19 protein-coding genes are annotated in these 21,016 nt (G+C 70.6%); 11 read left to right on the top strand and 8 right to left on the bottom strand.

Annotated elements, in window-relative coordinates:
- The first annotated feature begins 32 nt into the window (after positions 1–32).
- The 3 genes from ACZ48Z_RS11560 to ACZ48Z_RS11550 all read left to right on the top strand — a co-directional run bounded on the left by ACZ48Z_RS11560 (position 33) and on the right by ACZ48Z_RS11550 (position 1,785).
- Positions 33–521, top strand: coding sequence for a macro domain-containing protein (locus ACZ48Z_RS11560; RefSeq protein WP_468735609.1), 489 nt, complete (start codon positions 33–35; stop codon positions 519–521).
- Positions 522–598: 77 nt separating this feature from the next.
- Complete coding sequence (locus ACZ48Z_RS11555) at positions 599–1,012, top strand: hypothetical protein (RefSeq protein ID WP_468735608.1); 414 nt, start codon at positions 599–601, stop codon at positions 1,010–1,012.
- An 86-nt stretch (positions 1,013–1,098) separates the two neighbouring features.
- Positions 1,099–1,785 carry a DUF6766 family protein gene (locus tag ACZ48Z_RS11550; protein ID WP_468735607.1) on the top strand — a complete coding sequence of 229 codons (687 nt, stop codon included), beginning with the start codon at positions 1,099–1,101 and terminating at the stop codon, positions 1,783–1,785.
- A gap of 15 nt (positions 1,786–1,800) precedes the next feature.
- On the opposite strand, the gene ACZ48Z_RS11545 is transcribed toward ACZ48Z_RS11550, so the two are convergent.
- Positions 1,801–3,294: a M1 family metallopeptidase gene (locus tag ACZ48Z_RS11545; RefSeq protein WP_468735606.1), complete on the bottom strand. Its 1,494-nt coding sequence runs from the start codon at positions 3,292–3,294 to the stop codon at positions 1,801–1,803.
- Between the two features lie 161 nt (positions 3,295–3,455).
- Between ACZ48Z_RS11545 and ACZ48Z_RS11540 the strand changes: the two genes are divergently transcribed.
- The 4 genes from ACZ48Z_RS11540 (at position 3,456) to ACZ48Z_RS11525 (ending at position 10,384) form a co-directional block, all read left to right on the top strand.
- A complete protein-coding gene (locus tag ACZ48Z_RS11540; RefSeq protein WP_468735605.1) occupies positions 3,456–5,456 on the top strand; it encodes a Xaa-Pro dipeptidyl-peptidase in 2,001 nt (666 codons plus the stop codon).
- Between the two features lie 239 nt (positions 5,457–5,695).
- Positions 5,696–7,396 (top strand): BCCT family transporter, encoded by a 1,701-nt coding sequence (locus ACZ48Z_RS11535; protein WP_468735604.1) that lies wholly within the window; start codon positions 5,696–5,698, stop codon positions 7,394–7,396.
- Between the two features lie 265 nt (positions 7,397–7,661).
- Positions 7,662–8,693, top strand: coding sequence for an oxidoreductase (locus tag ACZ48Z_RS11530; protein WP_468735603.1), 1,032 nt, complete (start codon positions 7,662–7,664; stop codon positions 8,691–8,693).
- Between the two features lie 47 nt (positions 8,694–8,740).
- A complete protein-coding gene (locus ACZ48Z_RS11525) occupies positions 8,741–10,384 on the top strand; it encodes an ABC-F family ATP-binding cassette domain-containing protein (protein ID WP_468735602.1) in 1,644 nt (547 codons plus the stop codon).
- Between the two features lie 55 nt (positions 10,385–10,439).
- On the opposite strand, the gene ACZ48Z_RS11520 is transcribed toward ACZ48Z_RS11525, so the two are convergent.
- The 3 genes from ACZ48Z_RS11520 to ACZ48Z_RS11510 all read right to left on the bottom strand — a co-directional run bounded on the left by ACZ48Z_RS11520 (position 10,440) and on the right by ACZ48Z_RS11510 (position 14,012).
- On the bottom strand, positions 10,440–12,812 hold the full coding sequence (locus tag ACZ48Z_RS11520; RefSeq protein ID WP_468735601.1) for a Tex family protein: 2,373 nt from the start codon (positions 12,810–12,812) through the stop codon (positions 10,440–10,442).
- Between the two features lie 94 nt (positions 12,813–12,906).
- Positions 12,907–13,038 carry an LPFR motif small protein gene (locus ACZ48Z_RS11515; protein WP_468735600.1) on the bottom strand — a complete coding sequence of 44 codons (132 nt, stop codon included), beginning with the start codon at positions 13,036–13,038 and terminating at the stop codon, positions 12,907–12,909.
- A 104-nt stretch (positions 13,039–13,142) separates the two neighbouring features.
- On the bottom strand, positions 13,143–14,012 hold the full coding sequence (locus ACZ48Z_RS11510) for an SCO6745 family protein (RefSeq protein WP_468735599.1): 870 nt from the start codon (positions 14,010–14,012) through the stop codon (positions 13,143–13,145).
- Positions 14,013–14,139: 127 nt separating this feature from the next.
- On the opposite strand from ACZ48Z_RS11510, the gene ACZ48Z_RS11505 reads away from it, so the two are divergent.
- Together ACZ48Z_RS11505 and ACZ48Z_RS11500 are read left to right on the top strand one after the other, a co-directional pair.
- The gene (locus tag ACZ48Z_RS11505; protein ID WP_468735598.1) at positions 14,140–15,099 is read left to right on the top strand and encodes a GlxA family transcriptional regulator; all 960 of its coding nucleotides are present in this window, start codon (positions 14,140–14,142) and stop codon (positions 15,097–15,099) included.
- A gap of 10 nt (positions 15,100–15,109) precedes the next feature.
- Entirely contained in the window at positions 15,110–15,760 is a 651-nt protein-coding gene (locus ACZ48Z_RS11500) for a DJ-1/PfpI family protein (RefSeq protein WP_468735597.1), read from the top strand.
- Here the strand turns inward: ACZ48Z_RS11500 and ACZ48Z_RS11495 are convergent.
- The gene (locus ACZ48Z_RS11495; RefSeq protein WP_468735596.1) at positions 15,732–16,496 is read right to left on the bottom strand and encodes an enoyl-CoA hydratase/isomerase family protein; all 765 of its coding nucleotides are present in this window, start codon (positions 16,494–16,496) and stop codon (positions 15,732–15,734) included. The genes ACZ48Z_RS11500 and ACZ48Z_RS11495 overlap by 29 nt on opposite strands.
- A 69-nt stretch (positions 16,497–16,565) precedes the next feature.
- Here ACZ48Z_RS11495 and ACZ48Z_RS11490 point away from each other — a divergent pair, with 69 nt between their 5' ends.
- Both ACZ48Z_RS11490 and ACZ48Z_RS11485 read left to right on the top strand, forming a co-directional pair.
- Positions 16,566–17,171 (top strand): HdeD family acid-resistance protein, encoded by a 606-nt coding sequence (locus tag ACZ48Z_RS11490; protein WP_468735595.1) that lies wholly within the window; start codon positions 16,566–16,568, stop codon positions 17,169–17,171.
- Positions 17,172–17,309: 138 nt separating this feature from the next.
- A complete protein-coding gene (locus tag ACZ48Z_RS11485; RefSeq protein ID WP_468735594.1) occupies positions 17,310–17,966 on the top strand; it encodes an ATP-binding protein in 657 nt (218 codons plus the stop codon).
- 6 nt (positions 17,967–17,972) lie between these two features.
- Here the strand turns inward: ACZ48Z_RS11485 and idi are convergent, their stop codons facing one another.
- The 3 genes from idi to galE all read right to left on the bottom strand — a co-directional run bounded on the left by idi (position 17,973) and on the right by galE (position 20,809).
- Positions 17,973–18,566, bottom strand: a complete 594-nt coding sequence (gene idi / locus ACZ48Z_RS11480; RefSeq protein ID WP_468735593.1) for an isopentenyl-diphosphate Delta-isomerase — start codon at positions 18,564–18,566, stop codon at positions 17,973–17,975.
- 187 nt (positions 18,567–18,753) lie between these two features.
- Positions 18,754–19,689 (bottom strand): cation diffusion facilitator family transporter, encoded by a 936-nt coding sequence (locus ACZ48Z_RS11475; RefSeq protein WP_468735592.1) that lies wholly within the window; start codon positions 19,687–19,689, stop codon positions 18,754–18,756.
- A gap of 151 nt (positions 19,690–19,840) precedes the next feature.
- A complete protein-coding gene (gene galE, locus ACZ48Z_RS11470; protein ID WP_468735591.1) occupies positions 19,841–20,809 on the bottom strand; it encodes a UDP-glucose 4-epimerase GalE in 969 nt (322 codons plus the stop codon).
- Positions 20,810–21,016 lie beyond the last annotated feature (207 nt).

Below are 21,016 nucleotides of genomic sequence, written 5' to 3'. Positions count from 1 at the left end.
CGATTGTCAGTGGCGACCTCTACGGTGACGTCATGGGGGAGATCACGTACATCCGAGGCGACGCCACCACTCCGTCCGTGAAGGGCGTCAAGGTGATCGCGCATGTCTGCAATGACATCGGGGGGTGGGGGAAGGGCTTCGTGGTCGCCCTCTCCCGCCGCTGGCCCGAGCCGGAGGCCGCCTACCGTTCCTGGCACCGGGGGCGCGCGTCCAGCGACTTCGGGCTGGGAGCGGTTCAGTTCGTGCAGGTCGAACCCTATGTCTGGGTGGCCAACATGGTCGGGCAGCGGGGCATACGGACGGGCAGCAAGGGCGTCCCGGTGCGGTACGAGGCGATCGACGAGGCACTGGGGCGGCTGGCCGACAAGGCCGTGGAGCTCGACGCGTCCGTGCACATGCCACGGATAGGGTGCGGGCTCGCCGGGGGAAAGTGGTCCCGGGTGGAGCCGTTGATCGTGGAGCGGCTGCTGAAGCGGGGGCTCTCGGTCACGGTCTACGACCACGGGGGAAGCGGGAGCTGACCCAGGACGTCGACGCGCCCGAGCCCGGCCCGTAGGGCCCCATTCTCGAATCCCTGGAGATCGGGTACCCGGCGGGTGTGAGAAAGGCGCTCCGCAGCGGCACGCTGGTATTCCTGGCCCTGTTCGGACTGGTCCTCTCGGGCTGCGGCAGTGCCGGAGACCGCCGTTCGGACGCCGAATCCACCGCCGCCGGATTCGAGCACCTGCTCCGCACCCACGAGGCTCACGGCCTGTGCGCGGCGCTCGCCCCGGAAACCCGCAGCGAACTGGAGCAGTCCGAGAAGGCGAGCTGCGACAAGGCGATCTCCTCCCAGGACATTTCACTCGGAGGCACCGCCCACCGCGTGGACGTCCACGGCCGGCAGGCCCGTGTCGTCCTGGACGCCGACACCCTTTTCCTCTCCCTGTTCCCCGGGGGCTGGAAGGTCGTCGCCGCGGGGTGCACCCCCCGCCCGGGCCGGCCGTACCAGTGCACGATCCAGGGAGGCTGAGGAGGTATGCGGACCATGTTCACGCTCTGCCTGGTCGTCGTCCTCAGCGGCCTCGTCTACCTCACCGTCCTGGGGCTGATGCACCGATGAGCACACGCACCCGCGGCTTCCTGCGTGACAACGGTCTCGGTCTGGTCTTCGGCATCGGATTCCTGCCGGCCCTCGCCGGGCAGGCCATCGCGGGCCAGGCGGACTTCAACAACCAGCTCGCCTCGGAAGGACTCACCCAGGTCGGATTCGGCGAGTACCTGATGTCGTCCGACTTCGCCGTGGACGTGTCGGAGAACTGGCAGTCGGAGTATCTGCAGTTCTTCCTCTACATCACCGCGACCGTCTGGCTCCTGCAGCGGGGCTCGCCCGAGTCCAAGGAGATGCACAAGGCCGGAGCCGAATCCGACAGGGATCAGCGGGTCGGACGGTACGCCCGCCACGACTCCCCTCGATGGGCCGGTGCCGGTGGACTGCGCCAGGCGCTCTACTCCCACTCCCTCGGACTGGTCATGGGCACCCTGTTCGCCTTCTCCTGGCTGGCCCAGTCGATCAGCGGCGTCGCCGCGTACAACGAGGAGCAACTCCGCAGTCTGCAGGCCCCCATGAGCTGGGGGAGCTACCTCGGCTCCGCGGACTTCTGGAGCCGGACCCTGCAGAACTGGCAGTCCGAACTCCTCGCCGTTGCCTCCATGGCCGTTCTCTCCGTCTACCTCGGACAGCGCGGCTCACCGGAGTCCAAGCCGGTCGGGGCGGCCCACACCTCGACGGGTGTCGAAGGTTAGGACCGCCCTGAGGCCCTAACCGGCGTGTACGTCGTCCGTCGCGGCGATCTTCCTCCACGACTTCGGCTGTACGACGGCCCCCGCAGCCTTGGCGATCGACGCGCCCCGCGCCGCCGGCGCCCCCGGCTTCGACGGCTGGAAGAGCCACGTGTCGAACAGCGCGCTCAGCGACTGCCCGGACACCTCCTCGGCGTATGTCCGGAAGTCGCCGACGGAGGCGTTGCCGTACGCGTGCTTCTGCGGCCAGCCTTTCAGCACCGCGAAGAACGCCTCGTCGCCGATCTCGTTGCGCAGCGCCTGCAGAGCCAGCGCGCCCCGGTCGTAGACGGCGATGTCGAACTGGTTCTCCGGCCCGGGGTCACCCGGCTTCACGGTCCAGAACGCGTCGTCGGCCGGATGCGAGGCGTACACGTAGTCGGCGAGTTCCTGTGCCGTGCCCTCGTCCTCGTGCTCGGACCACAGCCACTGCGCGTACCGCGCGAAGCCCTCGTTGATCCAGATGTCCTTCCAGCCCCGCACGGACACGAGGTCGCCGTACCACTGATGGGCCAACTCGTGCACGACCACGGAGGTGTTGGACCCGTTCGCGAACTGCCGCGGGCTGTAGAAGGGGCGGGTCTGCGTCTCCAGCGCGTACCCGGTGTTCGTGTTCGGCACATAGCCGCCAAGCGCGTCGAACGGGTACGGCCCGAAGTAGCCGCTCAGCCAGTCGGCGATCTCCCCGGTCCGCTCCACGCTGGCCCGCGCGGCCCCGTAGTTGGCGCCGAGGTCCTTGCTGTAGGCGTTGACGACCGGAATGCCGCCGTCGGTCGTCCCGGTGGTGATGTCGAACTTCCCGACGGCCAGGGTCGCGAGATAGGTGGCCTGCGGCTTGTCGGAGCGCCAGGCATAGCGCGTCCAGCCGAGGCGTGAACTCGTCGACTGGAGCGTTCCGTTGGAGATGGCCTGGCTGCCGTCCGGAACCAGGACCGACACGTCGTAGGTGGCCTTGTCGAGCGGGTGGTCGTTGCTCGGGAACCACCACCAGGCCGACTCGGGCTCGTTCGCCCCGACCCCGCCGTCGGGAGTGCGGTGCCAGCTGGTGAAGCCGTACGCCTGCTTCGACGACGGCACTCCGCTGTAGCGCACGACGACACTCACGTCGGTGCCCTTCGGCAGCGGTGTCTTCGGCGTGATCTCCAGTTCGTGCTCGCCCGAGGTGGTGAACGACGCCTTCGATCCGTTGACCCGCACCTCGCTCACGTCGAGGAGAAAGTCCAGATCGAAGCGGGACAGATCCTGTGTGGTGTGGGCCAGGAGGGTGGCCGTGCCCTCCAGTTCGTCCGTCGCCGGCTGGTATTTCAGCCGCAGGTCGTAGTGGTCGACGTCGTATCCGCCGTTGCCGTAGGCCGGGTAGTAGGGGTCGCCGATACCCGGAGCGCCGGGGGAGAAGGTCGCCGCCGACGCCGGGATCGCCAGCATCAGGGAGGCCGCCGCGAGTGCGCCCGGCGCGATGAGTCTGCGGTGCACGAAAGCTCCAAGTCGTGGGGGGACCGAGTCTGTTCGCAGCCTATTCACCACCTGTGAGCTGGGTGTGTCCATGGCCACCCGTGTCACACGATCGTCATCCGGCCGTTCTGGTCGCAAGGGGCCCTCTTTTGCACGGGAGTTGACCGCAGTACCGTCCGCGCATGTCGATACGCACGCGCTTCACGACCTGGAGACCGCTCGCGACAGCAGCCGCAGCCACCGCTGCCCTGCTGGCCACCTTCCTCGCACCCGCGACCGCACAGGCACAGCCACAGGCACAGCCACCGGCCCAGACGGTCTCGCGGGAGACCCGGGTGAGCCAACCCGTCTACTCGTACGAGAACGCCGTCCGCGAAGCCGTCTGGGTGGACACCCGGCTCGACGGCGACGGTGACGGGAAGACCGACCGCGTGGCCGTCGACATCGTCCGGCCCCGCGAACTCGACCGGCAGGGCCGCAAGGTGCCGGTCATCATGGACGCGAGCCCGTACTACTCCTGCTGCGGACGCGGCAACGAGAGCCAGCTGAAGACGTACGACGCGAACGGCCACGTCGTCCAGATGCCGCTGTTCTACGACAACTACTTCGTGCCCCGCGGCTACGCCTTCGTCGGCGTCGACCTCGCCGGCACCAACCGCTCCGACGGCTGTGTGGACGTCGGCGGCCGATCCGACATCCAGTCCGCCAAAGCGGTGGTCGACTGGCTGAACGGCCGAGCCACCGCCTACACGACCCGCACGGGCACCGCGAAGACCAGGGCCGGCTGGACCAACGGCAGGACCGGCATGATCGGCAAGAGCTGGGACGGCACCATCGCCAACGGTGTCGCCGCCACCGGGGTCGAGGGCCTGAAGACCATCGTCCCGATCAGCGCCATCTCCACCTGGTACGACTACTACTTCGCCCAGGGCGCCCCGCTCTACGACTCCGGCCCCGACTGGCTCTCCGACTACGTCGACAGCCCCGACGCCCGCGCCAGGTGCGCCGCCGTCCAGCGCAAGCTCGTGGACCAGGCGCCCCGCACCGGCGACCGCACCCCGCTGTGGACCGAACGCGACTACGTGAAGGACGCGCGCAAGGTCAGGGCCAGCGTCTTCGCGGTCCATGGCATGCAGGACCTCAACGTCCGTCTCCAGCACCTCGGTCCATGGTGGGACGCCCTCGCGAAGAACGGCGTCGAGCGCAAGATCTGGCTCTCCCAGACCGGCCACGTCGACCCCTTCGACTTCCGTCGCGCGCAGTGGGTGGACACCCTGCACCGCTGGTTCGACCACGAACTCCTCGGCTACGACAACGGGGTCGACCGTGAGCCGATGGCCGACATCGAGCGCCACCCCGACCAGTGGGTCACCTCGACGACCTGGCCCCCGCGCGGAACCTCCGCGACGACGCTCCGCCCCGCGAAGGGCGCACAGCCGGGCGTCGGCACCCTCGGCCTGACCAAGGCCAAGGGCACCGAGACCTTCACCGACGACCCGGCGCTCAGCGAGACCGACTGGGCCGCCCGGATCGACACACCGACCCCCGACAAGGCGGGCTTCACCACCGGCACCCTCACCAAGAACCTCCGGCTGTCCGGCTCCTCCAAGGCCACCGTGCAGGTGACTCCGACCACCACCACGGCCCATCTCTCCGCCGTCCTCGTGGACCTCGGCCCCGACACCATCCGCGACTACGCGGCCTCGGGCGAGGGCATCACGACGCTCACCGACCGCACCTGCTGGGGCGTCAGCACGACCGGCGACAGCGCCTGCTTCAAGGCGACCCGGGCCAAGACCACCGCCGTCGACCACACGGTCGTCAGCCGCGGCTGGGCCGACCTCGGCACCTACGCCGACCCCGGAAAGGGCGTCCCGCTCACCCCGGGCAAGGCCTACACGATCACCCTCGACCTGGGCGCCACGGACCACGTCGTCCCGGCGGGCCACCGCCTCGCCCTGATCGTCGCGGGCACCGACAAGGACCTCATCGACCCGCCGTCCACCAGGCCCACCCTCACGATCGACCTGTCCCGCACCTCGGCCCGGGTCCCGCTGGTCGGCGGCGCGGCCGCCTTCGCACACGCCACGAAGGGCGCCGGGACCGTCGTACCGGACGAGGCCACGGCCCTCGACGGCGTCCGGGCACCGCGCACCGCCCACCGCGTCCCCGAGGGCGGATGACGATCCGATACGTCACCGTGGACACGGCGGCCCTGCTCGCATCCGCGCGCGGGGCCGACCCGCCCGAACCGGGCGGGGTGAGGACGAAGGGCGCCCTCGTCCCGCCCTGACGACCGGAGAACCGGCCGGGAAGCCCGACACCGGCTGCTGAATCGGTGGAGATCTGCGGTAGCTGTGGTAGGTCCTGGGGAACTGTGTGAATCCCGGCGTATCCACCGCTCCAGGGGAAGGTGCCGCAGATGACTGAAGACCTGAAGAAGAGAGGTGGCCGGGAAGGGCCCGCGGGCGTTCTCGGCCAACAGACCGACATGGTGGTGTTCGGCGTCACCGCCGCCATCACCGTGGCCTTCGTGATCTGGGGATGGGCGGGGACGGACTCGCTGGAGGACGTCTCCACCACGATGCTCGGCGGACTGATCCACAACGGCGGCTGGGCCTTCATCCTGGCCGCGTCGAGCTTCGTGGTCTTCGCCCTGTGGCTCGCGATGAGCCGCTACGGCCGCATCCACCTCGGCGCCGAGGGCGAGGAACCCGAGTTCAGGACGGTGTCCTGGGTCGCCATGATGTTCAGCGCGGGCATGGGCATCGGCCTGATGTTCTACGGCGTCAGCGAGCCGCTCGCGCACTACACCACCCCGCCCCCGGGCACAAACCCGCCAAACTCCGGCGAACGCATGGAGACGGCGATGGCCACCACCCTCTTCCACTGGACGCTGCACCCCTGGGCGATCTACGCGGTGGTCGGCCTCGCCATCGCCTACAGCACCTTCCGCAAGCGCCGGCGTCAGACCATCAGCGCCGTCTTCACCCCGCTCATCGGGGAGAAGCACGCGAACGGCACCGCCGGCCGGGTCATCGACATCCTCGCGATCATCGCCACCGTGTTCGGCTCCGCCGCCTCCCTGGGCCTCGGCGCCCTCCAGATCGGCTCCGGCTTCCGGGAACTGGACTGGATGGACGACGTCAGCACCGGGCTGCTCGTCACGATCATCGCCGTGCTGACCCTGGCCTTCGTGCTCTCGGCGGTCTCCGGCATCGAGCGGGGCATCCAGTGGCTGTCCAACACCAACATGGTGCTGGCCCTGGTCCTCGCCGTGTTCGTGTTCATCGCGGGTCCCACGATCATCGTGCTTGACCTGCTGCCCACCTCGGTCTTCTCCTACCTCGGCGACCTGCCCCAGCTCGCCGGCCGCACCGAGGCCAGCGGCGGCAAGGGCGTCGCGGACTGGCTCGGCAGCTGGACCGTCTTCTACTGGGCCTGGTGGATCTCCTGGACGCCCTTCGTCGGCATGTTCATCGCCCGCATCAGCCGCGGCCGCACGATCCGGCAGTTCGTCGGCGGTGTCATCCTCGTGCCCAGCACGGTCAGCCTCGTCTGGTTCGCGATCTTCGGCGGTACGGCCATGAAGCTGAAGGAGGGCGGCGCACTCGGCGGCGAGAACACCCCTGAGGGCCAACTCTTCGGCGTACTCCAGGAGTTCCCCCTGGCCACCGCCACCAGCCTGCTCGTGATGATCCTGGTCGGCATCTTCTTCGTGTCCGGCGCCGACGCCGCGTCCATCGTGATGGGCACGCTCTCCCAGCGGGGCGCACTCGAACCCGGCCGCTTCGTCGTCGTGTTCTGGGGTGTGGTCACCGGAGCCGTCGCCGCCATCATGCTGATGGTCGGCAGCGGCCAGGGCGACGCGCTCACCGGCCTGCAGAACCTCACGATCCTGGCCGCCGCGCCCTTCGTCCTCGTGATGATCGGCATGTGCGTCGCCCTCATGCGGGACCTGCGCCGGGACCCGGTCATCGTGCGCGGCGCGATGGGCTCCGAGGCCGTCGAACTCGCGGTGATCGAGGGCCACAAGAAGTACGACGGCGACTTCGAGATCAAGGTCGGCCCGGGCCCCGGCACGGACACCGAGGGCGACCCGCTGGGCCACGACCACGTGTGACCCGTGTGCGCGGGCCGGGGCGAGTCCGTCGGCCTCGTCCAGGCCCGCCGCGCCCGGTACCCCTTCGACCGTGCGTACGCCGGTGGCCCCGGTCCGCGCGGCCGCTCTCCCCGGCTTTCGTCGAGTCGCTGTGGCGCCCACGCGCGCGGACGGCCCGGCCCCGGACCACCACGAACCCGCCACTTGGCACACCCTCCGCGCGGGGCCGTTAACGGAATGACTCATGCCGTGCTCAGACCGCCCCGGAGCCGGGAATACTCACAGCATGTCTGCCGCATACGCGACCTTCGGCCTGGCACCGGCGATGCGTGCCGGTGGAGTCCTCGCCAACGGTGACCTCCAGATCCACCGGGACTTCGTGGACTTCATCGTCGACGGCCGCCCGCTCCTCTTCCAGCTCTCCGACCTCGACGCCGTCTCCCCCCTCGCCTCCGACGTCCCACCCGCGATCTTCACCGCCCAGGTCCGCAGCCTCCTGGGCGAGACGGACGCCCCGCTTCCGGGCGGCCGTCATGTCATCTACGGCTGCCCCGAGTGCGAGGACCTCGCCTGCGGTGCCGTCACCGCCGTCATCGAACGGGACGGCGACGACTTCATCTGGCGGGAGTTCGCCTGGCAGACCGAGGAGACCGCGGACCTCCAGCTCAACGGCTACCACGGCATCGGTCCCTTCCGCTTCCGGGGCGACGAGTACCGGGCCGCCCTGGACTCCCTCCTCCGGGACGAGGACGGCGAGTCCCCGGGAGCCCGCCGCCGCGTCCTGCTCATCGGCGCCCGCGTCGCCGTCCTCGCCAAACTGGCCGCAGCCCTGCGCACCATCGGCATCGGCGCCGACATCACCCACGGCGTGGCCGACGTCCCCGCCGACGAACTGCGCCGCTACGGCGCCGTCGCCTTCGGCCGCGCGGTCACCGAGGAGGAACGTGCCGCCGTGCGCCACTCCTTCCACCACGCGGGCGTCGACGTGGCCTACGTCGACGGCCTCGCCCCGATCGTCCCGCTCCTCGTGGCCCAGATAGAGCACGCCCTGGACCGCAGCCCGGTCGAACAGCGCCGTCTGACCCACCTGGTCGCCGCCGACGGCGAGGCGGGCGTCGAGATCACCTCACCGTGCCGGGTGCGCCTGACGGCGTACCGCCTGGACCGGCTCTACCGGACCCACGCCCACGAGGTCTTCGACGGTCTCCTGGAGGCGGGCCGGCACCGGATCCCCCTGGACGCCAAGGCGGTCAAGGGGGAGTCGTTCGTGGTGGCCCGGGCCTCGGGAAGTGTCCTGGTGGAGGCCATGGCACGCTGAAAGCGGAGGACCGGGCATCCGCTGCGGCCGTTAGGATCGGCGGTCTGATGACTGCCACCCTTGTCGCCAAGAACCTCGCCGCCGGCCACGGCGACCGCTCCCTGTTCAGCGGGCTCGACCTCGTCGTCGCGCCCGGAGACGTGATCGGCCTGGTCGGGGCCAACGGCGCGGGCAAGTCCACCCTGCTCAGGATGCTCGCCGGGCTGCTCGCACCGGAGGAGGGGGAGCTCCGGCTCTCCCCGCCGTCGGCGACCGTCGGCCACCTGCCGCAGGAGCCGGAGCGCCGCCCCGGCGAGACCGTCCGCGCGTTCCTCGCCCGCCGCACCGGAGTCGCCGAGGCCCAGCGCACGATGGACGCGGCGACCCAGGGCTTGGTCGACGGGACACCGGGCGCGGACGACGCGTACGCCACGAGCCTGGAGCGCTGGCTGGACCTGGGCGGCGCCGACCTCGACGAACGGGCCGAGGAGATCGCCGACTCCCTGGGCCTGGCAGTGGACCTGGACCTGCCGATGACCTCCCTGTCGGGCGGCCAGGCGGCCAGGGCGGGCCTCGCGTCCCTCCTGCTCTCCCGCTACGACGTCTTCCTTCTCGACGAGCCGACCAACGACCTGGACCTGGACGGTCTGGAGCGCCTGGAGCGGTTCGTGAAGGGCCTGCGTACCGGCACCGTGGTCGTCAGCCACGACCGCGAATTCCTCACCCGCACCGTCACCAAGGTCCTCGAACTCGACCTGGCCCAGCGGCAGATCAACCTCTACGGCGGCGGCTACGAGGCCTACCTGGAGGAGCGGGAGGTGGCCCGCCGCCACGCCCGCGACGACTTCGAGGAGTACGCCGACAAACGGTCCTCGCTGCAGGACCGGGCGCAGATGCAGCGCTCGTGGATGGACAAGGGCGTCAAGAACGCCCGGCGCAAGGCGAACAACGACAACGACAAGATCGGCCGCAAGTTCCGCAGCGAGGCCAGCGAGAAGCAGGCCGCCAAGGCCCGCCAGACCCAGCGCATGATCGAACGCCTCGACGTCGTCGAGGAACCCCGCAAGGAGTGGGACCTGCGGATGGAGATCGCCTCCGCCCCGCGCTCCGGCGCGGTCGTCGCGACCCTGCGGGACGCCGAGGTGCGCCAGGGTGAGTTCGTGCTCGGCCCGGTCTCCCTCCAGATCGACTGGGCGGACCGGGTCGCGGTCACTGGGGCCAACGGTGCGGGCAAGTCGACACTGCTGGGCGCCCTGCTGGGCCGGGTGCCGCTGACCGCGGGACAGGCCTCCCTCGGTTCCGGCGTCCTGGTCGGCGAGGTCGACCAGGCCCGCAAGCTGTTCCACGGGTCGGAGGCCCTGATGGACGCGTTCGGCGCGGCCGTCCCCGACACCGAGCCCGCCGAAGTCCGCACCCTGCTGGCCAAGTTCGGCCTGAAGGCGGACCATGTGCTGCGCCCGGCGGCGACCCTGTCCCCGGGCGAGCGCACCAGGGCGGCGCTCGCTTTGTTGCAGGGCCGAGGAGTGAACCTCCTGGTCCTGGACGAGCCCACCAACCACCTCGACCTCCCGGCGATCGAGCAGCTGGAGTCGGCCCTGAACGCCTACGAGGGCACCCTGCTGTTGGTGACGCACGACCGCAGAATGCTGGACGCGGTGCACGTGACTCGCCGTCTGGAGATCTGTTCGGGCAAGGTAACGGAAACTCGTTAGGGGCGCGGGGAACTGCGCGACCAGCCACAGCCGGCCCGCAGTTCCCCACAAACCGCTACCGCCCCTTCTTCTTGGAATCCAGCAGCCCGGCCTTGCGCAGCGCGTCGGCCATCGCGTTGTTGGCCGGAGCAGGCGCCTGCCGCGGTTGCTGCTGCCGCTGCTGAGGGGCCCGCTGCTGAGAGGCCCGCCCGCCCCGCTGCTGCTGACGCCGCTCACCGCCGGAGGCCTGCGCTTCGTCATCGAGCCGCAGGGTCAACGAGATCCGCTTGCGCGGAATGTCGACGTCCAGCACCTTCACCTTGACGATGTCGCCCGGCTTCACCACGTCCCGCGGATCCTTGACGAACGTCTTCGACAGCGCGGACACATGCGCCAGCCCGTCCTGGTGGACGCCGATGTCGATGAACGCCCCGAACGCCGCCACGTTCGTCACGACCCCCTCCAGCACCATCCCGGAGGACAGGTCGGAGATCTTCTCGACGCCTTCCTTGAACGTGGCCGTCTTGAAGGCCGGCCGAGGGTCACGCCCCGGCTTCTCCAGCTCCTTGAGGATGTCGCTCACCGTGGGCAGACCGAACGTCTCGTCCACGAAGTCCTGCGGCCTCAGCGAGCGCAGCACACCGGTGTTGCCGATGAGGGACGCCACCTCCTGCCCCACGGTCTTCACCATGCGCCGCACCACCGGGTACGCCTCGGGGTGCACGCTGGAGGAGTCCAGCGGGTCGGTGCCGCCGCGGATCCGCAGGAAGCCGGCGCACTGCTCGTACGCCTTGGGGCCGAGCCGGGCCACCTTCTTCAGCTCGGTGCGCGAGGTGAAAGGACCGTTGGCGTCGCGGTGCGACACGATGTTCTCGGCCAGCCCGGAGGTGATCCCGGAGACCCGGGAGAGCAGCGGAGCGGACGCGGTGTTCACGTCCACCCCCACGCCGTTCACACAGTCCTCCACCACCGCGTCCAGCGAACGCGACAGCTTCACCTCGGACAGGTCGTGCTGGTACTGGCCGACACCGATGGACTTCGGGTCGATCTTCACCAGCTCCGCCAGCGGGTCCTGCAGCCGGCGGGCGATGGAGACCGCGCCGCGCAGCGTCACGTCCATGTCGGGCAGCTCCTGCGAGGCGAACGCGGAGGCCGAGTACACGGAGGCGCCCGCCTCGGACACCATCACCTTGGTGAGATTCAACTCCGGGTGCTTGGCGATGAGTTCACCGGCGAGCTTGTCGGTCTCGCGGGACGCCGTGCCGTTGCCGATCGAGACCAGCTCGACCGCGTGCTCCTTGGCCAGCCGGGCCAGCTTGGCGATCGCCTCGTCCCACCTGTTGGCCGGGACGTGCGGGTGGATGACGTCGGTGGCGACCACCTTGCCGGTCGCGTCGACCACTGCGACCTTCACGCCCGTGCGGAAGCCGGGGTCCAGGCCCAGGGTCGCGCGGGTGCCGGCCGGGGCGGCGAGCAGCAGGTCGCGGAGATTCGCCGCGAACACGTTGACCGCCTCGTCCTCGGCGGCCGTCCGCAGCCGCAGCCGCAGATCGATGCCGAGGTGGACGAGGATGCGGGTCCGCCAGGCCCAACGGACCGTCTCCTTCAGCCACTTGTCGCCGGGGCGGCCGCGGTCGGCGATCCGGAACCTCCCGGCGACGATTCCCTCGTAGGACGAGGGACCCTCCGTGGCCTCCTCCGGCTCCAGGACGAGGTCGAGGACGTCCTCCTTCTCGCCGCGCAGCATCGCCAGGATCCGGTGCGAGGGCAGCTCGGTGAAGGGCTGGGAGAAGTCGAAGTAGTCGGCGAACTTGGCGCCCGCCTCCTCCTTGCCGTCCCGCACCTTGGCGGCCAGGCGTCCACGCACCCACATCCGCTCACGCAGTTCGCCGATCAGGTCGGCGTCCTCCGAGAACCGCTCGGTCAGGATCGCCCGTGCGCCGTCGAGGGCGGCCTGCGGATCGGCGACGCCCTTGTCCGCGTCGACGAACGCGGCGGCCGCGGCGAGGGGATCCACGCTCGGATCGCCCAGCAGGCCCTCGGCGAGCGGCTCAAGACCCGCCTCGCGCGCGATCTGGGCCTTCGTCCGCCGCTTCGGCTTGAACGGCAGGTAGATGTCCTCCAGGCGCGCCTTGGTCTCCGCGCCCCGGATCTGCGCCTCCAGCTCCGCGGTGAGCTTGCCCTGCTCCCGCACCGAGTCGAGGATCGCGGTCCGTCGCTCCTCCAGCTCCCGCAGATAGCGCAGCCGCTCCTCGATCGTGCGCAGCTGCGCGTCGTCGAGTTCCTCGGTCGCTTCCTTGCGGTAGCGGGCGACGAAGGGAACCGTGGAACCGCCGTCGAGCAGTTCCACGGCAGCCTTCACCTGCCGTTCCCGTACGCCGAGTTCCTCGGCGATCCTGCCTTCGATGGACCCTACGCTGATGGACCCGCTGGACCCGGGTGTCGTCACGATCCCGTACCGCCTTCTCACTGGGGTTGCGCGGCAATTGTGGCAGGCGGCACCGACAGTCGGGGATCAGGGCGCGGTCATCCGGCCGTGACCGTCAGGCCCGGCGGCTCCTCGTGGAGCCGGACGCACCGCCGAAGAGCCGGGCCACAGCCCGGAACGGGAGCGTCACCACGGTGGCCACTGCGCCACCGATCTGGCGCAGTACGTCTGCGATCGCGCCAAACATGTACATCCCCTTTCGTCTCCCGGCCACGGCGACCGGGAGCGGAACGGGTACCTCCATTACGGCCCGGCAATCTTCGGTACGGGACTCCGGCGGGCCGCCGCGGTTCAGCCCTTGCCGATCAGGTCCGCGGGGAAGGCCCCCGCGGTCATCGCCGCCCGGGCGAACCCCGTCGCGAGTTCCGTCAGCCGCCGCACACCCGCGGCGCCCAGATGCTCGTACGGGGCCCGGTCGAGCCGGTCCGTCTCCGCCTCGGTCCGCTCCCGCAGGGCGACACCCCGCTCCGTCAGCTCACCGCCGGCGTCCAGCAACCCGCGCTCCCGGAGCCGTCCCGCGGCCGCGTCCCACTCTTCCCGCGTCCAGCCGCGGGTGGTGAACACCCACGGCGGTGTCATGCCCCGGCCCGTCGCGGTGTGGGTCACCAGGGCCTCCAGACCGTCGAGCTCCGCGGCCATCAGGACGGCGAGATGCCCGTCGCCCCGGTGCTCACGCAGCAGCGTCGCGGCATGCCAGAACGCCAGGTGCGGCTCCTCGGGAACCGGCAGGTCGGCGTGTGCGGAGTACAGCGGGCGCCCGCCGCGCGTGCAGGCCTCGCCGGCGCGGAGCGCGAGCCGCGCGGCCTCGGCCATGGCGTCGGATGCCACGGCCTCGTCCCCCAGCAGCCGGCGCAGTGTCGTGTCGACGGCACGCAGACGGGCCGCCAGGACCTGTTCGGGCGTGGCCGTACGCCACACCGCGGGCACATGCTCGGCCACCAGTTCGTACTTGTAGTTGTAGAACGCCGCAGCCACCGCCCCCGCGCCGACCGGCCCCAGCGCGGCCGACCGCACCGCGAAGTTGACGGCCCTGGGATGGGTGACGCCGATCGCGGCCAGCTCCCCGGCCAGGTCGGCGGAGAAGTAGTGCGCGGCGTGCAGGGAGTTGAGCGGCTGCTGACAGCGCCGGCCGGCGCGCGGTTCGAGGGCGTCAGAGGTCATGAAGGGCAGGTTACCGACCGCTTGGTATCCCCCGGTGAGGGAGTCACCGACAGGGAGTCACCCGATGGCAGAAAAGGTGGGGAACCCGTCATTGCCGCCATCGGGCTCTGCCACAAGAATCGGACGCATGGCGCAGCGCACCGTTCTCTTCGTCCTGTTCGACGGCATGCAGAGCCTCGACCTCACCGGCCCCCTGGAGGTCTTCGCGGGCGCCGAGCAGCACACCCCGGGCACCTACCGCATCCGAACCGCCTCACTGGACGGCGCTCCCGTCCGCACCTCCAGCGGCCTGACCGTCGTACCGGACGAGTCCCTTCCGCGGACCGGTGCCCCGCACACCCTCCTTGTGCCCGGCGGCCAGGGCACCCGAGGCCCGGACCCGCGCCTGACCGACTGGCTGCGTGAGCACGGGCCGGCGGCCGAGCGCCTGGTCTCGGTGTGCACCGGCGCGATCCGGCTCGCCGAGGCGGGGCTGCTGGACGGCCGCCGCGTCACCACGCACTGGGCGTACAGCGACAAGCTCGCCCGCGACCACCCGGCCGTCGAGGTGGACCCCGACCCGATCTACATCCGGGACGGACAGGTGTCGACGTCCGCCGGCGTCACCTCGGGCATCGACCTCGCCCTCGCCCTGGTCGAGGAGGACCTGGGCCGGGACACCGCCCTCACCATCGCCCGCCACCTCGTCGTCTTCCTGCGCAGGCCCGGCAACCAGGCCCAGTTCAGCGCCCAGCTCGCCGCCCAGACCGCGCAGCGCGAACCGCTGCGCGAGGTCCAGCACTGGATCACCGAGCACCCCGCCGACGATCTGAGCGTGGAGACCCTCGCAGCCCGGGCCCGTCTCTCACCCCGCCACTTCGCCCGCGCCTTCCAGGCCGAGACCGGCATGACACCGGGCCGGTACGTCGACCGGGTGCGGCTGGAACACGCCCGCCGACTCCTCGAAGAGACCTCCGACGGGATCGAGGAGATCTCCCGCGCCAGCGGCTACGGCACCCCGGAGGCCATGCGCCGCGCCTTCGTCAGAACGCTCGGCGCGGCACCGGCCGAGTACCGGCGCCGGTTCCGCCCGGCGCCCGCCCACTGAAAGGACTCCCGTGCAGATCGCCATCGTCCTCTTCGACGGTTTCACCGCCCTGGACGCGGTCGGGCCGTACGAGACCCTCGGCCGCCTCCCTGACGCAGAGGTCGTCTTCGTCGCCGAGGAGACCGGCCCCGTCCGCGCCGACAGCGGCACCCTCGCCCTGATCGCCGACCGGACCCTGACCGAGGTCCCGAACCCCGATGTCCTCGTCGTCCCCGGCGGCCCAGGGCAGACCCCGCAGATGGAGAACGAGGCACTCCTCGACTGGATCCGCGCCGCCGACGCCACCAGTACCTGGACGACGTCCGTGTGCACCGGCTCCCTGCTGCTCGCCGCCGCGGGCCTCCTCCAGGGGCGCCGCGCCACCTCGCACTGGCTGGCGCTCGACGAACTGCGGAAGTTCGGGGCCGAGCCGACGGGGGAGAGGGTGGTGACCGACGGCAAGTACGTCACCGCGGCCGGAGTCTCCTCGGGCATCGACATGGGGCTCGCGCTGATCGGCCGCATCGCCGGAGACTTCGTCGCCCGGGCCGTGCAACTCGGCATCGAGTACGACCCCCAGCCGCCCTACGACGCCGGAGCCCCGCAGAAGGCACCCGCCGACGTCGTCGACCTGCTCCGGTCGAGGAGCCGGTTCATCCTCGGCCGGGAACCGACCACGTGAACCGCGGCTGACGGCGCTCCAGGAACGCGGCGACACCCTCCGCCCTGTCGCCGCTGCCCTGCGCCTGCCCGGCCCAGTGGGCGTCGCGGTCGGTGCGCCCGTTCGCGAACTCCTTCGCCGCGGCCTGGGTCAGCTGTGACCGGGAGACCAGAGTCCGGGTGAACTCCCCGACCCGCTTGGCGAGTTCACCCTCGGGCAGCACCTCATCGACCAGGCCCGTACGCAGTGCCCGCTCCGTGTCGATCAACTCACCCGAGAACAACAGGTACTTGGCGGCCGACGGACCGACCAGTGACACCAACCGCCGCGTGGAGGACGCCGCGTACACGATCCCGAGCTTCGCCGGTGTCACGCCGAACAGCGCGCCCTCCTCGGCGAACCGCAGATCGCAGGCCGCCGCGAGCTGCGACCCGCCGCCCACACAGTGCCCCCGGATCGCCGCGAGCGTCGGCTTCGGAAACGCGGCCAGCGCTTCCTCGGCGTCCACCGCGAGCCTCTGCGCGTCCTCGGGCGCCTGACGCAGCGTGGAGATGTCGGCGCCCGCGCAGAACGTCCCGCCCGCACCCGTGAGCACCAGCGCCCGTACGTCCAGATCGGAGGCCAGCGTGTCCAGGAGCGGCGGCAGCGCCCGCCACATCGCGGCCGTCATGGCATTGCGCTTGGCCGGATGGTGGACTACGACGGTGGCGACCGATTCGGTGACGGTGTGCAGCAGCTGCGGCTCCGGGAGCTCCATGCGTCGGATGCTAGCCGTACCCCTCGACCGTACGATCAGGAAGGGGGCCGCAGCGCGAGGAGGCCCCGTATGGCAGTGAACAAGGCGGAGAACAGTGAGACGGCCAAGCTGAGCCGCGACTTCGGCCGGCTCGCGGCGCTCGGCGTGATCCTGGTGGTCGCCGGACTCGTCGGGCTGGCCTACACCGGGCTGGCCACGCTCACCTCGATGCTCCTGTTCGGCTGGCTCCTGCTGATCGGCGGCACGGTCGGACTGCTCCACGCGATCCAGGCCCGGGGTTCCAACTTCTTCTGGCTCGGTGTCGTGGTCGCCGCCCTGAACATCGCGGCCGGCGTGGTCGTCATCGGGCGCCCGGAGGCGGCGGCCGCGGCCCTGACCATGTTCGCCGCGCTGCTCTTCCTGACCGGCGGGGTGTTCCGGCTGGCGGGCAGCCTGGTGGTGCGCGGACCGCAGTTCGGCTGGACGCTGGTGCAGGGGGCCTTCGGCCTGCTGCTCGGCATCCTGGTGCTGGCCTCCTGGCCGAGCAACAGCAAGTACGTGATCGGCTGCTTCTTCTCGCTCGCGCTGCTCTTCGACGGTCTCGGCCTCATCGCGACCGGCTTCGGCGGCCGCAAGATCGTCGGTATCGTCTCCGAACAACATGAGACCGCCGCCAAACCGACCTCACCCGAATAGTTCGCAGAGCTGGTGCGAACCGGTCGTAAACGGTCCCGCATGTGATCGCGTCATGCCGTAACGATCAGAAGTGCTCGATATCTGCTGACTTCTGTTCAGTCCCGTGGGTCGGAACGACGCGCTGCCAACACTCGACGTGTGGTGACAATCGAGCGCGAGGACGGCGACCGGAGAATGGACGACCACGGGCGCGGGTACGGCCCCCGCCCACCAGGCGGCGCGGAAGAAGAACCTTCAGAACCGGACCCTCTCGGACAAGACATTCTCGGACCCGACCCTCTGGGAGAGGCCCCTCTGGGACCGGACCCCCTCGGCCCGGGCGCCCTGGGCACCCCGGATCCGCCACCCCCGCCACCACCACCGCCGTACGAGTACGAGGGCGTGTGGCGGTTCACCGCTCCCGCCGTCGACGCGTCCGTCCCGCAGGCACGGCACGCGGTACGGGACCTGCTGTACCGCCAGGGCGTGCCCGCCTCGGAGGACCTCGTCCACGGACTCCTGCTGATCGTGTCGGAGCTGGTCACCAACGCCGTCCGGCACGCGGCCCTGCTCTCGCCGATGCTCGCCGTGGAGGTGGCCGTGGGCGCGGAGTGGGTGCGGGTGTCCGTCGAGGACAACCACCCCTACCGTCCGACCGCCCTGGAAGCGGCGCACAGCGAGACCGGGGGCCGGGGGCTGCTGCTGGTGCGCGAGGTCACCCGGGAGGCGGGCGGGGCCTGCGACGTCGAGCACACGGCCGGCGGCGGCAAGGTGATCTGGGCCGCCCTGCCGTTCAGTACCGTGCGCGTGCCCTGAGGGCGCTCACCAGCCGGCGGACGGGCCCGTCAGCTCCCTGACCGCGGGACGGGCCGCGTCCAGCACCGTCATGAACCACGCCGAGAAGGTGTCCTTCGCGTGCCGCTCCGCCAGCTCGGCCGGGGTCACGAAGACGGTCGTGCCGACCTCCTCCGGGTCCGGAGCGAGCGGGGACTGCACCATGCCGACGAACAGGTGGTTGTACTCCTGCTCGACCAGGCCCGAGTCCGGGTCCGGGTGGTTGTAGCGGACCGTGCCCGCCTCGGCGAGCAGTGACGGGGAGACACCCAGTTCCTCGTGGGTGCGCCGGGCCGCCGCCGCGAAGGGCGCCTCGCCCGGGTAGGGGTGGCCGCAGCAGGTGTTGGACCACACACCGGGGGAGTGGTACTTGCCCAGCGCCCGCTGCTGGAGCAGCAGTCGGCCCCGTTCGTCGAAGAGGAACACCGAGAAGGCGCGGTGCAGTTGTCCCGGCGGCTGGTGAGCGGCGAGCTTCTCCGCGGTGCCGATCGTCACACCGTGCTCGTCGACCAGTTCCAGCAGGATCGCGTTCGCGGCGCCGTTCGACGGAGTGTGCGTCGTGGTGGCAGGTGTGGTCGGCATACCCATCCTTCACATCGGTCTTCGCGCCCCAAGTGTGCCGCACGAATCAGGCACTCCCAGCCAGTGATCATGCCCGGCGCGGCGGCCGGGGAACCGTCCGGGGCGGGGCTGTGGGGTGGAGGACGCAAAGGAGACCCGGATCGCTGCATTCCGTCAGAACGGGCGTTTCATGCGCCGTACACGTGTGTCAGTGGCACAGCCGCGCCTCGTGCTCCGCGTGCCCGACGGGCTCCAGCTGGAAGGTGCAGTGCTCCACGTCGAAGTGGTCGCCGAGGCAGCCCTGGAGTTCGTGCAGCATCTTCTCGTGGCCGATCGCGTTCAGGACGTCGGAGCGCACCACCACGTGCGCGGACAGCACCGGCATGCCCGAGGTGATCGTCCAGGCGTGCAGGTCGTGGACGTCCTCCACGCCGTCCAGGGCGAGGATGTGGGTCCGTACCTCGGTCATGTCCACGTCCCTGGGTGCCGCCTCAAGCAGGACGTCGAGGGTCTCGCGCAGCAGCTTGAAGGTGCGCGGCACGATCATCAGGCCGATCACCAGCGAGGCGATCGGGTCGGCGGCCTGCCAGCCCGTGGTCAGGATCACCGTCGCCGAGATCAGCACCGCGAGCGAGCCCAGCGCGTCCGCCGCGACCTCCAGGAACGCCCCACGTACGTTCAGGCTCTCCTTCTGACCGCGCATCAGCAGAGTCAGCGAGATCATGTTCGCGACCAGACCGATCGCGCCGAACACGATGGTCAGCCCGCCCTCGGTGGCGGTCGGCGTGATGAACCGCTGGATCGCCTCGTACAGGACGTAGCCGCCGACACCGAGGAGCAGCAGACAGTTCGCCAGGGCCGCCAGGATCTCGGCGCGGGCGAACCCGAAGGTGCGGTTGCCGGTCGGCGGGCGGTTCGCGAAGTGGATCGCCAGGAGCGCCATGCCGAGGCCCAGCGCGTCCGTCGCCATGTGCGCGGCGTCGGCGACCAGGGCGAGGGAGTCCGCGACGACCCCGCCGACGATCTCGACGACCATGACGGTGAGCGTGATCGACAGCGCCACCCGCAGTCTGCCGACGTACGCCGCGGTCGCCGTACCACCAACCGGGGCGTGCGTGTGCCCGTGATCGTGCCCTGCCCCCATGGAAGCCGCCTCCTACGCGTGGACCCGGAACAGCCGAACAGCCCGCCCGGGATCACAGTGAACTACGGGCGGGGGGTATCGGGCAACGCGGCACTGAACACCGTTGTCATGTGCCCTGACCTGGGGAAACGAATCGCAGGTCAGGGGAGCCTCAGTTGTGGTGCAGCTGCCAGCCCCGCCAGGCGGAGTCGATCATCTCGCGCACCCCTCGCCGCGCGCTCCAGCCGAGCACCTCGGCGGCCTGGGCGGCCGAGGCCACCGACACGGGCGCGTCCCCCGGACGCCTCGGCTCGACGACGGGCGGCCGTCGGTCTCCGGTCACCTCGCCGATGACCGTGACCATCTCGCGCACGGAGACGCCCTCACCGCGACCGATGTTGACCGTCAGGTCGCCGCTCAGGCCGCCTTCGGACAGCCGTCGGGCCGCCGCGAGATGGGCCTCGGCCAGGTCGGCCACATGGATGTAGTCACGGATGCAGGTGCCGTCCGGCGTCGGATAGTCGTCGCCGAAGATCCGCGGGGCCTCGTCGCGGGTGAGCCGGTCGAAGACCATCGGGACGATGTTGAAGACCCCGGTGTCCGCGAGTTCCGGCGCGGCGGCCCCGGCGACGTTGAAATAGCGCAGACAGACGGTGGAGATTCCGTGCGCCTGCCCGGCCGCCCGCACCAGCCACTCCCCGGCGAGCTTCGTCTCGCCGTAGGGGTTCACCGGTGCGCACGGCGTCTCCTCCGTGATCAGTTCCACATCGGGGTTGCCGTAGACGGCCGCCGACGAGGAGAAGAGGAAGCGGGTGACGCCGGCCTCCGCGACCGCCTCCAGGAGCGTCGCGAGACCGCCGACGTTCTCCTGGTAGTAGGGGGTCGGCTGCGCCACCGACTCGGCGACCTGCTTGCGCGCCGCGAGATGCACCACACCCGTCACCGCGTGTTCGGCCAGCACCCGCTTCAGCAGGCCGCCGTCGAGCGAGGAGCCGCGGACCAGCGGCACGTCGGCGGGGAGCCGGGCGGGCACGCCCGCCGACAGGTCGTCCAGGACGAGGACCCGCTCCCCGGCCCCCGTCATGGCCCGCGCCACATGCGCCCCTATGTACCCGGCACCGCCGGTGATCAGCCACGTCATGGTCGCCCACCCTATGCCGACGCGCCGGGGCCCCTCACGGTGTCCCGGATGTCCGCTCTGCGGGGCGCGGTTTGTGGGCGGGGGCCCGGATCACCGATGATGATCGCGGCAAAGGCCGGGGGAGACGGTGTTGATCGGCCCGTGAACGGGCGGTGAACGCAGCCTTCTTGGCATCCGATAGCCTCTGCCGACATGCCGCCCGCCTGG

The sequence above is a fragment of the Streptomyces sp. NPDC031225 genome (assembly GCF_055570355.1).
Note: the sequence above shows the minus strand (reverse complement) of the source record. Positions and strands in the feature narration are given on the sequence as shown.

Coding starts and splice junctions, on each gene's coding strand:
- ACZ48Z_RS11560 (WP_468735609.1), top strand. CDS start 33: ATGGGGGAGATCACGTACATCCGAGGCGACGCCACCACTCCGTCCGTG.
- ACZ48Z_RS11550 (WP_468735607.1), top strand. CDS start 1,099: ATGAGCACACGCACCCGCGGCTTCCTGCGTGACAACGGTCTCGGTCTG.
- ACZ48Z_RS11540 (WP_468735605.1), top strand. CDS start 3,456: ATGTCGATACGCACGCGCTTCACGACCTGGAGACCGCTCGCGACAGCA.
- ACZ48Z_RS11535 (WP_468735604.1), top strand. CDS start 5,696: ATGACTGAAGACCTGAAGAAGAGAGGTGGCCGGGAAGGGCCCGCGGGC.
- ACZ48Z_RS11530 (WP_468735603.1), top strand. CDS start 7,662: ATGTCTGCCGCATACGCGACCTTCGGCCTGGCACCGGCGATGCGTGCC.
- ACZ48Z_RS11525 (WP_468735602.1), top strand. CDS start 8,741: ATGACTGCCACCCTTGTCGCCAAGAACCTCGCCGCCGGCCACGGCGAC.
- ACZ48Z_RS11515 (WP_468735600.1), bottom strand. CDS start 13,038: ATGTTTGGCGCGATCGCAGACGTACTGCGCCAGATCGGTGGCGCAGTG.
- ACZ48Z_RS11510 (WP_468735599.1), bottom strand. CDS start 14,012: ATGACCTCTGACGCCCTCGAACCGCGCGCCGGCCGGCGCTGTCAGCAG.
- ACZ48Z_RS11505 (WP_468735598.1), top strand. CDS start 14,140: ATGGCGCAGCGCACCGTTCTCTTCGTCCTGTTCGACGGCATGCAGAGC.
- ACZ48Z_RS11495 (WP_468735596.1), bottom strand. CDS start 16,496: ATGGAGCTCCCGGAGCCGCAGCTGCTGCACACCGTCACCGAATCGGTC.
- ACZ48Z_RS11490 (WP_468735595.1), top strand. CDS start 16,566: ATGGCAGTGAACAAGGCGGAGAACAGTGAGACGGCCAAGCTGAGCCGC.
- idi (WP_468735593.1), bottom strand. CDS start 18,566: ATGCCGACCACACCTGCCACCACGACGCACACTCCGTCGAACGGCGCC.
- ACZ48Z_RS11475 (WP_468735592.1), bottom strand. CDS start 19,689: ATGGGGGCAGGGCACGATCACGGGCACACGCACGCCCCGGTTGGTGGT.
- galE (WP_468735591.1), bottom strand. CDS start 20,809: ATGACGTGGCTGATCACCGGCGGTGCCGGGTACATAGGGGCGCATGTG.